General features: G+C 65.3%; 10 protein-coding genes. 6 read left to right on the top strand and 4 right to left on the bottom strand.

Annotated features, from left to right (window positions below; genetic code table 11):
• Positions 1-467: 467 nt before the first annotated feature.
• The 4 genes from argB to RVX_RS08535 all read right to left on the bottom strand — a co-directional run bounded on the left by argB (position 468) and on the right by RVX_RS08535 (position 6,664).
• Positions 468-1,433: an acetylglutamate kinase gene (gene argB / locus RVX_RS08550; protein WP_116305534.1), complete on the bottom strand. Its 966-nt coding sequence runs from the start codon at positions 1,431-1,433 to the stop codon at positions 468-470.
• A gap of 201 nt (positions 1,434-1,634) precedes the next feature.
• Positions 1,635-3,083, bottom strand: a complete 1,449-nt coding sequence (gene hslU / locus RVX_RS08545; RefSeq protein WP_116305533.1) for an ATP-dependent protease ATPase subunit HslU — start codon at positions 3,081-3,083, stop codon at positions 1,635-1,637.
• 228 nt (positions 3,084-3,311) lie between these two features.
• Positions 3,312-4,757 (bottom strand): DegQ family serine endoprotease, encoded by a 1,446-nt coding sequence (locus RVX_RS08540; protein WP_116305532.1) that lies wholly within the window; start codon positions 4,755-4,757, stop codon positions 3,312-3,314.
• A gap of 221 nt (positions 4,758-4,978) precedes the next feature.
• Positions 4,979-6,664, bottom strand: a complete 1,686-nt coding sequence (locus tag RVX_RS08535) for a 30S ribosomal protein S1 (RefSeq protein ID WP_116305531.1) — start codon at positions 6,662-6,664, stop codon at positions 4,979-4,981.
• Between the two features lie 152 nt (positions 6,665-6,816).
• Here RVX_RS08535 and RVX_RS08530 point away from each other — a divergent pair, with 152 nt between their 5' ends.
• From RVX_RS08530 to RVX_RS08505, 6 genes are all read left to right on the top strand, one after another.
• On the top strand, positions 6,817-7,101 hold the full coding sequence (locus RVX_RS08530; protein WP_012611461.1) for a peptidylprolyl isomerase: 285 nt from the start codon (positions 6,817-6,819) through the stop codon (positions 7,099-7,101).
• A gap of 328 nt (positions 7,102-7,429) precedes the next feature.
• Entirely contained in the window at positions 7,430-7,858 is a 429-nt protein-coding gene (locus RVX_RS08525; RefSeq protein ID WP_116305530.1) for an Hsp20/alpha crystallin family protein, read from the top strand.
• Between the two features lie 15 nt (positions 7,859-7,873).
• Complete coding sequence (locus RVX_RS08520) at positions 7,874-10,459, top strand: Lon protease family protein (RefSeq protein WP_172596552.1); 2,586 nt, start codon at positions 7,874-7,876, stop codon at positions 10,457-10,459.
• 660 nt (positions 10,460-11,119) lie between these two features.
• Positions 11,120-14,137: a formate dehydrogenase-N subunit alpha gene (gene fdnG, locus RVX_RS08515; protein ID WP_116305528.1), complete on the top strand. Its 3,018-nt coding sequence runs from the start codon at positions 11,120-11,122 to the stop codon at positions 14,135-14,137.
• An 11-nt stretch (positions 14,138-14,148) separates the two neighbouring features.
• Positions 14,149-14,856: a 4Fe-4S dicluster domain-containing protein gene (locus RVX_RS08510; protein ID WP_116305527.1), complete on the top strand. Its 708-nt coding sequence runs from the start codon at positions 14,149-14,151 to the stop codon at positions 14,854-14,856.
• A gap of 446 nt (positions 14,857-15,302) precedes the next feature.
• Positions 15,303-15,542, top strand: coding sequence for a hypothetical protein (locus RVX_RS08505; protein WP_116305526.1), 240 nt, complete (start codon positions 15,303-15,305; stop codon positions 15,540-15,542).
• Positions 15,543-16,020: the final 478 nt, after the last annotated feature.

Genomic DNA, 16,020 nt, shown 5'->3' with positions numbered 1-16,020 from the left:
TCCTCCGGTGAAATAAGAGCGACCACTCGCGCTCGATGGTGAATGCATGTTAGCAAGCGGTGTTCCATGGTTGTTCACTTCTGGAACAATCAAGAGCGACAGCATGTTGCATGAAACGGCGGGAGGTAATGGGTGCAAACCGGGCTTTCCGGCTGCCAACCGCGCGTGTCGTGCCGCCAACCGGACATTGCAGGGGCTGGTGAGGAATACGGCAGGACAGGCGAAGGTGAAGGGCGCGGCGGCTGCATGGCGCGTGGAACGGCAGCGGCGCAGGGCGTGGCTGCTGCGGTATTGTGGCTTGGCGAGAGGAGAATAGCGGAGATACGGGCAGGGAAAAGGCCGGAAGGGGTGCTTCCGGCCTTTTGGGGGTGGCAATTGCAGGTGGCGTTTGGGGTGCTTCGGCTGCGCGGGAACGGTTTACGCGTTCCTGCAACTCACGCTGCGCCATGGCGTTGCGGCGGCATGCCCTACCGGCGGCAGCCGCAGCTCACGGCGGCGCGCGCGCCGCGCTCGCCCACGATTTCGGTGCTGATGCCCTTGTCCGTGAACAGTTCCAGCAGGATGCAGTTCTCCACCCGGCCATCCACGATCATGGCCTTTTCCACGCCTTCCTCCAGCGCTTCCAGGCAGCATTTCACCTTGGGGATCATGCCGCCGGTGAGGGTGCCGTCGGTGAACAGCTCCACGGCCTCGCGGGTGGTCAGCGAGCGGATCAGTTCCTTCTGCTTGTCCAGGATACCCGCCACGTCGGTGAGCAGCAGCAGGCGCTTGGCGCGCAGGGCGGCCGCCACGGCCCCGGCCACGGCGTCGGCGTTGATGTTGTAGGTCTCGCCGTTTTCGTCCACGCCCACGGGCGCGATGACCGGCACGAAGTTGTCGCGCTCCAGCGAGCGGAGCAGGGTGGTTTCCACCCGCATCACCTCGCCCACCTTGCCGAGGTCGATGATTTCCGGCGCGTGGTTGCCGCCGTTGACGATCATCTCCATCTTGCGGGCGCGGATGAGCTGGCCGTCCTTGCCGGAAAGGCCCACGGCCTTCACCCCGCTGAGGTTCAGCAGGTTCACGATTTCCTTGTTGACCTTGCCCACCAGCACCATTTCCACCACGTCCATGGTGGCGTCGTCGGTGACGCGCAGCCCCTCGCGGAACTGAGACTGGATGTGCAGCTGCTCCAGCATGCGGCCGATCTGCGGGCCGCCGCCGTGCACCACCACCGGGTTGATGCCCACCTGCTTCAAGAGGGCGATGTTGAGGGCGAAGGCCTTCTTCAGCGCCTCGTCCTTCATGGCGTGGCCGCCGTACTTGATGACCACGGTCTGCCCATGGAACTGGCGCATGTAGGGCAGGCACTCGATGAGCACCTTGGACTGGAGCTTGGCGTAGGCGGCGGGGTCCGCGCAGCAGGACGCGGCCTCGTGTTCGGTCTGGCTCATGGCACTCTCTGCGGGCGGTGCGCTACGGCGGGGTAGCGGCTGGGGTTCTTGCTATAGGTGTCTGCTTCCAAAGCAGGATTTTCGCTCGTTGGCAAGGAAAACAAGCCTGCCATAAGGGTATATGCTCTTATCATGTTTAGCCGATATTGCAGGCGAGGTTTGACGGCGCCAAAGGGCGAAAGGACAATTTGGAAGCAGGCCCTACAGGATGTAGCGGCTGAGATCCTTGTTGGCGCGCACGTCGGCCAGGTGCGCGCGCACGTAGTCGCTGTCCACGGTCACCCGGTCGCCGGACCGGTCCGGGGCCTCGAACGAAAGGTCGGCCAGGATCTTTTCGAGAATGGTGTACAGCCGCCGCGCGCCGATGTTCTCGGTCTGGGCGTTGGTTTCCTCGGCGAAGGCGGCGATTTCGCGCAGGGCGTCGTCGGTGAAGTCTATGTGCACCCCCTCGGTTTCCAGCAGGGCGGTGTACTGCCGGGTGAGCGCGTTGCGCGGCTCGGTGAGGATGCGCAGAAAGTCGTCGTGGCCCAGGGCGGAAAGTTCGGCCCGCAGCGGAAAGCGCCCCTGCAACTCGGGGATCAGGTCCGAGGGCTTGCTGAAGTGGAACGCACCGGCGGCGATGAACAGCACGTGGTCGGTGCGCACCATGCCGTACTTGGTGTTGACCACGCTGCCTTCCACGATGGGCAGAAGGTCGCGCTGCACCCCTTCGCGCGAGACGTCGGAACTTTTTTGGGTGGTGCCGCTGGCGATCTTGTCGATTTCGTCGATGAAGATGATGCCGGTCTGCTCCACGCGCTCGCGGGCCAGGTCGGCCACGCGGTCGTGGTCGATGAGCCGGTCGGCCTCCTCCTGCACCAGCTGGTTGAAGGCGTCGCGCACCTTCATGCGGCGGCGCTTGTGGCGCGAGGGAAAGACCTTGCTGAACATGTCGCGCACCTGCGAGCCCACGTCCTCCAGCCCCGGCATGGACAACACGCCCACCTGCGGCCCGCCGGATTCCTCCACCTCCATGTCCACCTCGCGGTCGTCCAGGTTGCCGCCGCGCCACAGGGTGCGCAGTTTTTCGCGCGTGGAAGAGCGACTGTCCGAGGCCGGGCCGGTGGTGTGGGTCGCGTGGGACGTGTCTGACGCATTGGGCTGCGACGGGGGCTGGGGAATGGCCTGCCCGCCGGAAAGGTCGAAGGTCAGGCCGCCCAAGCCCTGCGCGGGATGGGACGCGGGCTGCGGCGCGCCGCCGGGCAGCAGCAGATCCAGCAGGCGTTCTTCGGCGCGGGCCTCGGCCTTCACGCGCACCTTCTCGTTCTCTTCGGCGCGCACCAGGGCGATGCCGATTTCCATCAGGTCGCGCACCATGGATTCCACGTCGCGCCCCACGTAGCCCACCTCGGTGAACTTGGTGGCCTCCACCTTGATGAACGGGGAAGCGGAAAGTTTGGCCAGCCGCCGGGCGATCTCGGTCTTGCCCACGCCCGTGGGGCCCATCATGATGATGTTCTTGGGGGCTATCTCGTCGCGCAGGGCAGGGTCCAGCTGCTGGCGACGCCAGCGGTTGCGCATGGCCACCGCCACCATGCGTTTGGCGGCGTTCTGGCCCACGATGTACTTGTCCAGTTCGGAAACGATTTCGCGGGGGGTAAGGTTGCTCATGGTCGGTATGCGCGAAGGCGGGTTGGTCGTTCTGGCGGTCCCTACTCCCTCGGGAAGGGGGGCGGGCGGCCGTGCGGGGCACGATACCAGCGCGGGCGGCGAAAGCCAACGCCACTCGGGGCCAGAACGACGGTGAAACGGAGCGAATGGGGGCCGGGGCAAATTGAAGGGGAGGGGGCGCATGCGCGCCTCCTCCCCGGTTTTCGATCACGTTGCGCGCGTGGCGCGCTATTCCAGGGGCACGGTGCGGAAGAAGGTCTGGCCGCGCCGCATCAGTTGCAGCATCACCGCGCCGCGCTTCTTGCCGTCCTGCTCGATGACCTTGGTCAGGTCGGCGGCGGTGTTCACCGGCTTCAGGTTGGCCAGCAGGATGATGTCGCCAGCGCGGATGTCGGCTTCTGCGGCGGGCTTGCCGCCCTCCACGGAGACCACCAGCAGGCCGCGCGCCTCTTCCAGCTTCAGGTTGCGGGCGTCCTCGGCCGAAACCGGGCGCACGCTCATGCCAAGCCCGGCCGATGCCTGTTCCTTGCCGCCCTTTTCCGGGGCGGCGTCGCCGCGCTGGGCGGTAAGGTGCTCCGCCGTGCGCTCGCCCAGGGTGAGGTTGACGGTCTTGGTCTGGCCGTTGCGCCAGATGGTGAGCTTGGTTGTGTCGCCAGGCTTCAGCGCGGCGATGCGGCGCAGCAGCTGGCTGGAATCGGGCACGTCGTCGCCGTCCACCTTCAGCACGATGTCGCCGGGCTTCAGGCCCGCCTTGTCGGCCGGTTCGCCGGGCATGACGGAACCCACCAGCGCGCCGCGCGGTTCCCCAAGGCCCAGGGCGCGGGCCGTGGCGTCGTCCACGTCCTGGATGGTCACGCCGATCCAGCCGCGCCGCACCTTGCCCTCGGCGCGCAGTTGCGCGATGACCCGCTCGGCCATGTTGCTGGGAATGGCGAAGCCGATGCCCTGGCCAGAGGCGATGATGGCGGTGTTGATGCCGATGACCTGGCCGTCCATGTTCAGCAGCGGACCGCCGCTGTTGCCGGGGTTGATGGAGGCGTCGGTCTGCAGAAAGTTGTCGAACGGACCGGAGCGGATGTCGCGCCCCTTGGCGCTCAAAATGCCCGCGGTCACCGAATGGTCGAGGCCGAAGGGGTTGCCGATGGCCAGCAGCCATTCGCCCACTTCCAGCTTGTCCGAATCGCCGAAGCGCAGCACCGGCAGCGAGCCGCCCGCGTTGATCTTGAGCAGGGCGAGGTCGGTTTCCTCGTCGGTGCCGATGACGTTGGCCACGTAGGAATTGGACTTGCCGCTGGCGCCCTGCAGGTTCACCCGGATCACGTCGGCCTCTGCCACCACGTGGTTGTTGGTGACGATGTAGCCGTCGGCCGAAATGATGAAGCCGGAACCCAGCGAACGCTGCTTTTGCGGGCGCTGCTGGCGGCCATGGAATTTTTCGAACTGGTCGAAGAACTTGTCGAACGGGGTGCCGGGCGGCATGTTGCGGAAAAGTTCGTTGAACGGGTTTTCCGTGGCCTGCACGGTCTTTTCGGTGCTGATGTTCACCACGGCGTTGCCCGATTGCTTCGCGAGTTCGCGAAAATCGGGCAGCATGGGCGCGGCCTGGGCGGCGGCTGCAAGCACGAGGCACAGCGCAAGCGCGGCGGCGAAGGTGCGGGAGAGGAAGCGTGCCATGTCAGGGCTCCTTGGCAGGGGAGTTTGCAGGCGGCGACGGCCTGCGTCCGCGGCGCTGACGGATACAGGGCCGACTGGGTGAGATAATAGGGCATACCGGTACGATGTAAACACCGGCCGGGTATTTTTTGTCCGCGCAGGGCGGGCGCGCCGGGGTGCGGCAACGAAAAAAACGGGGGAACGCCGTGGCGCTCCCCCGCTGGATGTCGGATGCGAAGCGGCTACTTCTTGCGCTTTTCCAGGGCGGCCTGCAGGGCGTTGCCAAGGATGCCGAAGCCGCCGGAATCGCCGGCCACCACGGTGGTCGGCGCGGAGGAGCGCTGACCCCTGCCGCCTTCACGGCCGCCCTCGCGGCCGCCGTGGTGTTCGCGCTTCTGCGGCTGGCCGTACTTGCGCCACTCGCCGTCGTCCTCGCCGGTAGCGTCGGCCGGAGCCAGCGAGATGCGGCGGGCCTTCACGTCGATGTCGCGCACCACCAGCGAGACTTCCGCGCCGGGGTTCATGTTGGCGTAGGTCTTGGACTGGGGCGAGGTGGCGGCCACGGCGTTGGGCAGCAGCCCGGTGACGCCGGGGGCCAGGTTCACGAACAGGCCGAAGGGGGCGCGCTTTTCCACGGTGCCGGTGACGGTGGAACCAGCCGGAAAGCGTTCCTCGGCCGTGGACCACGGGTCGCCCTCGGCATCGCGCAGGCTGAGCGACAACCGCTTGCGGGCGGGGTCCAGTTCCTTCACCTTCACGGTCACGGTCTCGCCGGGGGTCACGGCCTCTTCGGGCTTGTTGATGCGGCGGGTCCAGGACATTTCGGAAAGGTGCACCAGGCCTTCCACGCCGGGCAGCACCTCGATGAAGGCGCCGAACGGGGCGAGGCGGGTGACCTTGCCGGTGAGCACCTGGTCGGCGTCAAGGCGATCGGCCACGTCCTGCCACGGGTCGCCGGACACCTGGCGGATGGACAGCGAGATGCGCGGACCCTTGCGGGAATCCTTGCCGCCCTTGCCTTCTTCCGCCCCGGAGATGCCCAGCACCTTCACGCGCACCTTGTCGCCCACGCTCACGGCTTCGTCGGCCTGCTGCACGCGCGACCACGAAAGCTCGGAAACGTGCACCATGCCTTCAAGGCCGGGGGCGATCTCGACGAACGCGCCGAACGGGGCAAGGCGAGCCACGGTGCCTTCCAGCACGTCGCCTTCGTTCACGCTCTGCATCAGGGCGCTCAACGATTCGGCCTGCTCGCGTTCCAGCAGCATGCGGCGCGAAACCACGATGTTGCGGCCGTTCTGCTCAAGCCGGGTGACCAGGAACTGGAAGGTCTGGCCGGTGAAGGAGTCGGGCTCCGCGCCGGGGCGCAGGTCCATCTGGCTGGCCGGGCAGAAGGCGCGGCGCTTCAGTACCTCGACGTTGAAGCCGCCCTTGCAGGGCCCGGTGACGCGCCCTTCCACGGGGATGCCGCCCGAGCGGGCGTCTTCCAGTTGGGCAAGCCCGGCCTGGCCGGTCATGGCGCGCGAAAGCTTGATCTCGTTGGCGTTGGCCGAAACCACGTACAGTTCCAGCACGTCGCCCACGGCCAGAGGCAGGTTGCCTTCGGCATCCTCCAGCTCCTTGCGCTCCACGATGCCGTCCACCTTGGCTCCGGTGGCGACGAAGACGGTGTCCTCGCCGATGGCCACCACGGTGGCCTTCACCCGTTCGCCGGTGCGCACGGTTTCCGCCGTGCCGGAATGCGCCTCCAGCAGGTCCGCGAAGCTGGCGTTCTCGTCGAATGCGTCGTCACCGCTCATGTCGACGGGGGCAGCCTCCTGCGGGGCAGGGGCGGCGGCGGCTTCGTGGGCGGGGGCTTCCGCCTGTGCGGTTTCGGGGGTGGCCTCCGGGCTTTCCAGTCCGGTGCCTTCGGTGCGTTCACCAGTCATCAGTCCGATCTCCTTGAAAAGTGGCGTGCGCCGCGTGGCGTTCACCCGCAATATCAGCGCCGAAGGGCGAGGGCAAGTGCGACGGCGTGGTTGCGTCGCCGTGCGCGGCGTGCGATAATGGGAGGAAATCGCCATTTCCGTAAGGAGGTTCCATGCTCAAAGCCAAGGCACGCCACATTCTCGTCGATACCGAGGATGCCTGCAACGAACTGAAGGCCCGCATCCTGGCGGGCGAAGATTTCGCCGAGGTGGCGCGCGCCCATTCCAAGTGCCCGTCGGGCCGCCGCGGCGGCGACCTGGGGGAATTCCCCCGTGGCGCCATGGTGCCCGAATTCGACGAAGTTGTGTTCACCGGCGAAGTGGGCACGGTGCTTGGCCCCGTGCGCACCCAGTTCGGCCACCATCTCATTGAAGTCACCGCGCGCAGCGGCAGCTAGGGTGCGTTCCGCGAGGAACGCGTCCCTTTTGCCCCTTCCTCTGGACGGGGCGGCGGCGCCGCCTTATTCCCATGGGAAGGCGGCCATGCCCGGCACGGCATGCCGCGCGAATGCCCTGTAGAGAACCGCAACCCGGCCGGGGCGGCAGCCCCGCAAGGCTCCGCCCCGGCCGTCGCATTTTCCGGCCATTCCCCGGCCCGCACGGGCCGAAGCGACAGCGGCGCGCCACGCCGCACGGGAGGCACGCCGGATCAGGACAGCCCGCCCCTTTCGCGGCTGCGTCCGGCCCCGCCCGCATCTCCGCCAGCATTTCCGGAGGGCACCCCGCATGGCCAATTTCAAACTGTGGAAAAGCGAGGAGTTGCAGCGCCTGAGAAGCGAGAGCGACCGGATGTTCGACCGGTTGTGCTCGGAACTGGGCCTGCCCTCGGTCTGCCAGCCGCTCATGCAACCCGCCCTGCGTATGATCGACACCCCCGAGGCGGTGGTGGTCGAGGCGCAGTTGCCGGGCGTCACCCCCGAAGACCTCGACATCGTCATCACCGGCACCGTGCTGATCGTGCGCTGCGCCCAAAGCGAAACCTGCGGCATCGGCGAATCGGCCAGCAGGTACGAAAGCCGTTTCATGCTGCCGTGCAAGGTCCGCACGGAGGACGTGGAGGCGGAGCTGGACGAGGGCGTGCTGCGCATCACCATGCCCAAGTGCCGCAGGCCCGAGGCGCGCCGCGTTCCCGTCAGGACCGGCCGGGCCGGTTGAACATAAGGAGGCACCATGACCACCACCAAGAAGGCGACCAAACGCACCGCTGCCTCTTCCGCGTCTCCGTCCGCATTCTCATCCGCACCGGGCGCCACGGGGCTTCCCGCCCCCCTCGCGCCCGAACAGCTGCGCTGGACGCTCGACCCCGCAACGCTGCCCTTCGCCCATACCGGCGAGGTGGACGAGCAGGCCGACATCGTCGGCCAGCGGCGGGGGGTGGATGCCTTTCGCTTCGGCATGGGCATGCAGGGCAAGGGCTACAACATCTTCGTCACCGGGGCCGTGGGCATCGGCAAGCTGGCCATGGTCAAGCGGCTGCTGGGCAACGGCGCGCACGCGGAAGCCACGCCCGACGACCTGTGCTTCGTCAACAATTTCAAGACGCCGGAAGAACCCATCCTGCTGCGCTTTCCGGCGGGCAAGGGCCGCGCCTTCAAGGCCGACGTGCAGGCTTTTCTGGAAACGGTGAAACGCGACATTCCGCAGCTTTTCGAAAGCCAGGAATACATCGCCAGCAAGAACGAGATCATCGAGGCGCACGACAGGAAGACCCGCGAGTTCTTCAAGAACCTGGAAACAAAGGTGCGCGATTCCGGCTTCGTGCTGGTGAACATGCAGATGGGCCAGATTCAGCGGCCTGACATCGTGCCCATCGTGGACGGCGAACCGGTGCACCTGATGAAGCTGGAGGAAATGGCCGCCAAGGGGCGCTTTCCCCAGGAGGAACTGGTAAAGCTGCAGGAAACCTACAAGGTGCTCAAGGAAGAGATAGACGCCATCTTCCTGGACGTGCGCGAACTGCAGAAGGAAGTGAAGCGCAAGACCGAAGAGGTGGACCGGCTCATGTTCATGAGCGCCGCCCGCGACCTGGCCCGGCCATTGCTGGAGGGCTACGCCGATGAGAAGGCGCAGAAGCACATCGAGGCGGTGCTGGCCGACATGGCCGAAAACCTCGACGGGCTGAAGGTGATGGGCCAGCAGGTGCAGGGGCCCATGGGCATGTTCGTGCCCGCCCCGGCGGAAGCCGTGCTGCACCCCTACCAGGTCAACCTGCTGGTGGACAACGCAGAGCTCAAGGGACCGCCGGTGATCGTGGAATCGTTCCCGAACTACCGCAACCTGTTCGGCTCCATCGAGCGGGTCATGGACCGGTCCGGCCTGTGGCGCACCGACTTCACCAAGATCAACGCCGGGTCGTTCGTCAAGGCCAACGGCGGGTACCTGGTGCTGAACCTGATGGACGCCATCATGGAGCCGGGGGTGTGGCAGACGCTGAAGCGCGCCCTGAAGACCTCGGAAATGGAGATCCAGACCTTCGACCCCTACTACTTCATCACGGCCACGGGCATCAAACCCGAGTCCATCAAGATGGAGGTCAAGGTGGTGGTCATGGCCACGCCCCAGTTGTACCACATGCTGCGCCACTACGACCCGGACGTGCAGAAGATCTTCAAGGTGTGGGCGGACTTCGATTCGTCCATGCCGCTCGACGACGTGTGCGTCACCGACATCGCCAAGCTGATGAAGACCTTCGTGGCGGCGCGCAACCTGCGCCAGTTCGACGCCACGGCCGTGGCGGCCCTGCTGGAGCACGGCGTGCGCATGACCGGCCGGCGCGAGAAGGTCACCACCTCGTTCCCGGTGCTGCGCGACATCATGGAAGAGGCCGAGTACATCGCCCGCCAGGCCGGGGCGGACATGGTGTCCGCGCCGCACGTGGCCCAGGCGGTGGAAGGGCGGCAGTACCGCGCAGGGCTTATCGAGGAGAAGGTGCAGGAGATGATCGACCGGGGCAGCGTGTTCATCGACACCGACGGCGAGGTCGTCGGGCAGGTGAACGGGCTGGCCGTGTACGCCATGGGCGACCACATGTTCGGCAAGCCTTCGCGCATCACCGCCACCACCTCCATGGGGCGCGAGGGCATCATCAACATCGAGCGCGAATCGGACCTGTCCGGAGCCATACACAACAAGGGCATGCTCATCCTTTCCGGCTACCTGCGCCGGGCCTTCGCACAGGACAAGCCGCTGACGCTGGCGGCGTCCATCGCCTTCGAGCAGTCCTACGGCGGGGTGGACGGCGACTCGGCCTCGTCCACCGAACTGTACGCGCTGCTCTCCAGCCTGTCGGGCGTGCCCATCAGGCAGGGCATCGCCGTCACCGGCTCGGTGAACCAGAAGGGCGAGGTGCAGCCCATTGGCGGGGTGAATGAAAAGATCGAGGGCTTTCACGAGGTGTGCAAGCGCAAGGGGCTGACCGGCAAGCAAGGCGTGATGATACCCGCCGCCAACGTCAACGACCTGATGCTGAAGCCCGAGGTGGTGGATTCGGTCCGCGCGGGCACGTTCCGCATCTGGGCCGTGCGCACCGTGGACGAAGGCATTGAACTGCTCACCGGCGTGCCCGCCGGGGTGCGCGGACCGGACGGCAGCTACCCGGCCGATTCCGTGTACGGCAAGGTGGATGCGCGACTGCGCGAACTGGCCGAAGGCCTGCGCAGCTTTGGCGAGAAGAAGGACGAGAACGGCAACGGCAACGGCAAGGGCAAGGGCAAACGCGCCAAGGCCCCCCGGAAGCCGGAGGACAAGCAGGGCTAACCGCTTCGGCGGGCCGCGCATGCGCGAAACCCTCCTGGTTGTACCGGAACGTTCAAACAAGACGTCCCGCCTCTTTTCAAGGCGGGACGTCTTTTTTAGTGCGGCGCAATTCCAGAGGAGGATCGTGCGCCATGGTGGCGATAATGCGTTTGTGGTGTCTGTATAGAACGCATCTATGTATTCGTGGTTGATCCATGATGATTTATGCCAAAAAAGATACATATAAAGCAAATGTAATTGTAGATTGTGTATTGGAGAATAGCCCTGGAATGGAGATTCGCGTTGATAATAAGAGTGCCTCATAGACACATTTCGCTGTGAGAATGAAAGCAAGAATGATGTTGTTGCGTTTGCACCCGGCGGATGGCTAGGACGCCGATATATGTTGGCTCCAGCATAAATGTCGATTCACGCCTTGAAACAAACGGGATGGTCGCAGGTCATGAACGGGCATGCGTTCGCACTGCCGTTTTCGGGACTGGGGCACGATCTTGCGCCGGTCATGGCGCGGGCGTCGGCGCTTTCGGTGCGTCGTGCGGCGACGCCGCGCGGCGTGCCGCAGGTCCGAAGACAACGCGGGCACGTCAAGGCGGGGTACGCATTGCAGGTGGCGCTGGGGCGGGAAACCAGGGGCCGGTGAACCGGCCGCAAGGAGGCACAATGACGGTCAATCGCAGGCAGTTCCTGAAGCTGAGCGCCGGGGCCACGCTGGCTGGCGCGTTCGGCGGGCTGGGAATCAGCCTCGCGCCCTCGGTGGCGCGGGCGGAACTTCAGAAGCTTCAGTGGGCAAAGCAGACCACCTCGGTCTGCTGTTACTGTGCGGTGGGTTGCGGGCTCATCGTGCATACAGCCAAAAACGGCGAAGGCCGTGCGGTCAACGTGGAAGGCGACCCGGACCACCCCATCAACGAAGGGGCGCTGTGCCCCAAGGGCGGTTCCATCTTTCAGTTGGGCGAAAACGACGCCCGGCCAAAGAAGCCCCTGTACCGCGCGCCCAACAGCGGCGAATGGAAGGAAGTGGAATGGGACTGGGCCCTTTCCGAGATCGCCAAGCGCGTCAAGAAGACGCGTGACGCATCGTTCCAGACTGCCAACGCCAAGGGCGAGAAGGTCAACCGTACCGAGGCCATCGCCTCGCTGGGATCGGCCGCCCTCGACAACGAGGAATGCTGGGCCTACCAGGTGATCCTGCGCAGCCTTGGCCTTGTGTTCATCGAGCACCAGGCGCGCATCTGCCACAGCTCCACCGTGCCCGCGCTGGCGGAGACCTACGGGCGCGGGGCCATGACCAACCACTGGAACGATATCGCCAACAGCGATTGCGTCCTGATCATGGGTAGCAACGCCGCCGAGAACCATCCCATTTCCTTCAAGTGGGTCATGCGGGCCAAGGACAGGGGCGCCACCATCGTGCACGTGGACCCGCGCTTTACCCGCACCGCCTCCAAGTCGGATATCTACGCCCCCATGCGTTCGGGCACCGACATCGCCTTTCTTGGCGGCCTCATCAAGTACATTCTCGACAACAAGCTGTATTTTGAAGAGTACGTGCGCGAGTACACCAACGCGTCGCTCATCGTGGGCGAGAAGTTCTCGTTCAAGGATGGGCTGTTCAGCGGCTTCGACGCGGAAAAACGCAAGTACGACAAATCGCAGTGGGCGTTCGAACTGGACGGGAACGGCGTGCCCAAGCGCGACCCTTCGCTGAAGCACCCCCGGTGCGTCTTCAACCTGATGAAGAAGCACTACGAACGCTACACCCCCGAGCAGGTGTCCAACGTCACCGGAACGCCCAAGGACCAGCTGTTGCAGGTCTACAAGACCTACGCAGCCACTGGCAAGCCGGACAAGGCAGGCACCATCATGTACGCCATGGGCTGGACGCAGCATACCGTAGGCGTGCAGAACATCCGCACCATGGCCATGGTGCAGCTGTTGCTGGGCAACATTGGCGTGGCGGGCGGCGGCGTCAACGCGCTGCGCGGCGAATCCAACGTGCAGGGGTCCACCGACCAGGGGTTGCTGGCCCAAATCTGGCCGGGGTACAACCCCACCCCCACCAGCAGGCAGGCCACCCTGGACGAGTACAACGCGGCTACCCCGCTGTCCAAGGATCCCAAGAGCGTCAACTGGTGGCAAAACCGCCCAAAGTACGTGGCCAGCTACCTGAAGGCACTGTACCCCAACCTGTCCCCTGCGGAAGCCTATGACATCATGCCCAAGGTCGACGCCGACAAGGCGTCCACCCACTACTTCTGGCTGAACATCTTCGACCGGATGGACAAGGGCGAGTTCAAGGGGGCGTTCGCCTGGGGCATGAACCCCGCCTGCGGCGGGGCCAACGCGGGCAAGAACCGCCGCGCGCTGGGCAAGCTGGACTGGCTTGTCAACGTCAACATTTTCGAGAACGAAACCTCGTCGTTCTGGAAGGGGCCGGGCACGGACCCCAAGGCCCTCGGCACCGAGGTGTTCTTCCTGCCGTGCGCCGTGTCCATCGAGAAGGAAGGGTCCATCGTCAACTCCGGCCGCTGGATGCAGTGGCGCTATCGCGGGCCGAAGCCCTGGGGCGACACCAAGCCCGACGGCGATATCATGCTGGAGATGATGCACAAGATCCGCGACCTGTACGCCAAGGAAGGCGGGGCGCACCCCGACCCCGTCCTCAAGCTGAACGTGGCGGAATGGGAGGAACACAACGAGTTCTCGCCCACCAAGGTCGCCAGGCTGATGAACGGCTACTTCCTGAAGGACACGGAAGTGGGCGGCAAGCAGTTCAAGGCCGGGCAGATGGTGCCCGCGTTCGCCTTCCTGACGGCGGATGGCTCCACCTGTTCCGGCAACTGGCTGCATGCCGGGTCGTTCACCGACGCGGGCAACATGATGGCCCGCCGCGACACCGCCCAGACGCCCGAGCAGGCGCGCATCGGCCTGTTCCCCAACTGGTCGTTCTGCTGGCCGGTGAACCGTCGCGTCCTGTACAACCGAGCCTCGGTGGACGCCACGGGCAAGCCGTGGAATCCGGCCAAGGCCGTCATCGAATGGAAGGACGGCAAGTGGGTGGGCGACGTGGTGGACGGCGGCGGCGACCCCGGCGCCAAGCACCCCTTCATCATGCAGACGCACGGCTTCGGCGCGCTGTACGGCCCGGGGCGCGAGGACGGCCCCTTCCCTGAGCACTACGAGCCCATGGAAGGCCCCATTGCCGCGCATCCCTTCTCGAAGCAGCGCAGCAACCCCGTGGCGTTCCACTTCGCCGACGAGAAGAAGGCGGTGGCGGACCCCAAGTACCCGTACATCTGCTCCACCTACCGGGTCACCGAGCACTGGCAGACGGGCCTGATGACCCGTCGCTGCGCATGGCTGGTGGAGGCGCAGCCGCAGGTGTTCTGCGAAATGGGCACCGGCCTTGCCAAGCAGAAGGGCATCAAGAACGGCGATACCGTTCGCCTGTCCAGCATTCGCGGCGAGGTGGATGCGGTGGCCATCGTCACCGAGCGCATCAAGCCGTTCAAGGTCATGGGCAAGGAATACCACATGGTGGGCCTGCCCTGGCACTTCGGCTGGATGACACCCAAGGACGGCGGTGATTCCGCCAACCTGATCACCCCGTCGGTGGGCGACCCGAACACCGGCATTCCGGAAACCAAGGCGTTCATGGTGGACGTCCGCAAGGCGTAGGGGGATTAGTCATGGGAAAGATGTTCTTCATCGACCTTACGCGGTGCACGGCCTGCCGTGGCTGCCAGATCGCATGCAAGCAGTGGAAGAACCTTCCGGCTGAACACACCCGCAACACCGGGTCGTACCAGAACCCGCCGGACCTGTCGTACGTCACCCTGAAGACGGTGCGCTTCACCGAAGGCACCTTCGAGAAGAAGTTCGAGTGGCTGTTCTTTCCCGAACAGTGCCGCCACTGTCTCGAACCCCCCTGCAAGGGCCAGGCGGACGTGGACCTGGAAGGCGCGGTGCTGAAGGACGAGGCCACCGGGGCCGTCCTGTTCACCGAACTGACCGCCAAGGTGGACGGCGACATGGTGCGCTCCGCCTGCCCGTATGACATTCCGCGCAAGGATGCCGCCACCGGCAGGTTGTCCAAGTGCGACATGTGCAACGACCGGGTGCAGAACGGCCTGCTGCCCTCCTGCGTCAAGGCGTGCCCCACCGGGTGCATGAACTTTGGCGACGAGGCGGAAATGACTGAACTCGCCAACAAGCGCCTGGCCGAAGTGAAAAAGGTGCATCCCAAGGCCGTGTTGGGCGACCCCAACGACGTCCGCGTGGTGTACTTGTTCCAGCGCGACCCGAAGAGCTACTTCGAGCATGCGGTGGCCGAACTGGAAACCGGCCCGCTTACCCGCAAGCAGCTGTTCGCCCGCATGTTCCGCGAACGCGCGTAATCCGCCTCAACCCCCGCCTGGAGGCATGCCCCCTCCGGGCGGGGCATTTACTCCCTGCCTGCGCCTGCGAGAAGGTCCAGCGGTCGCTGCTTTGCGCGGCTTCCCGCCCGTGTGAGGTACAAGCCGCATCACATGTATGGCGAGACCCCGGCGCCGTCCGACGCAAAAGCGCTGGGCGGCGCTTTGCTGTCTGGGGGATGTGTTGATGACTGATTGTTCAAACATGCATATGTCAGTAATTATTTATTTCACAATGGAGAAATCCTTGTGCGCAGCACTCGCGTGTTCCGGAAAAATGTCAATGAAACACCACGTAGCACGCCGAAGAAACAGCTAGTCCAGTAAATGCACAATGTCCGGCCTGTCGGGGCGTGGCGTCTTGAATGGGTGGCGGCATGTGATAAGAGGTGGTGACCTCTCTCCTGTAACGGCAACCGGAGGACGCCATGAACAACGAAGAATATCCGTACGACCTGGTGCAGGTCGTGCTTGTGACCCGCGAGGGCGAACGGATGGAGATAGAGGCGCGGGTGGGCTCGCTGTTGTTCGTGGACGTGGAGCGCGACAACTGTTGCGTCAGTTGCGATGCGCAATCGTGGGACCTGGTGCCGGGCATGCGCCGCCGCGCCGTGCGCCGTCTGATGGACGCGCTGCACGAATCCGTGCCGTTGCTGGCTGACCACTGAAGTCAGGGGCGCGTGGGGTGGCTGACTGCTAGCCGCAGCCGCCCGCCAGGCACCGCCGGTCACCCGCCGGTCACCGTCAGCCGCCCGTCGGTTGGCACGCCGGGCGTTGCAGGGGATGTCGCATGACGCGGCATCCTTTTTTTGCGTCGTGCGCGGGGGAACGGCCCGCATCATTTGCCAGGCGGCAGGCAGGGGCCGAACGGCACGCAGGCAGTGGCGTGCGGCGCGGGATGGCCGGTGAACGGCATGCTGTTGCACATGCGTGCGCTGTCGTGGCGCTCTTGCCCCCGCGACACGGATGAACGGCAAACGGCGGCGCGAACGGTGCGGGCCGGGGCGTTTCGCCCTTTGGTGCACGCTTGCGGCGGCATGGGGGCCGTTCACCGAAAGTGACGTGGCGCTCTCGCCATGTGGCCGTACAACGAAGCCATGGACACCGGCGGCGTCGCGACGGCCCATGATGGAACAGACGCCGCCG

The organism is Nitratidesulfovibrio sp. HK-II, assembly GCF_003402415.2.
Lineage (GTDB): Bacteria > Desulfobacterota > Desulfovibrionia > Desulfovibrionales > Desulfovibrionaceae > Cupidesulfovibrio.
The sequence above is the reverse complement of the archived record's forward strand: the minus strand, read 5'-3'. Positions and strand labels throughout refer to the sequence as shown.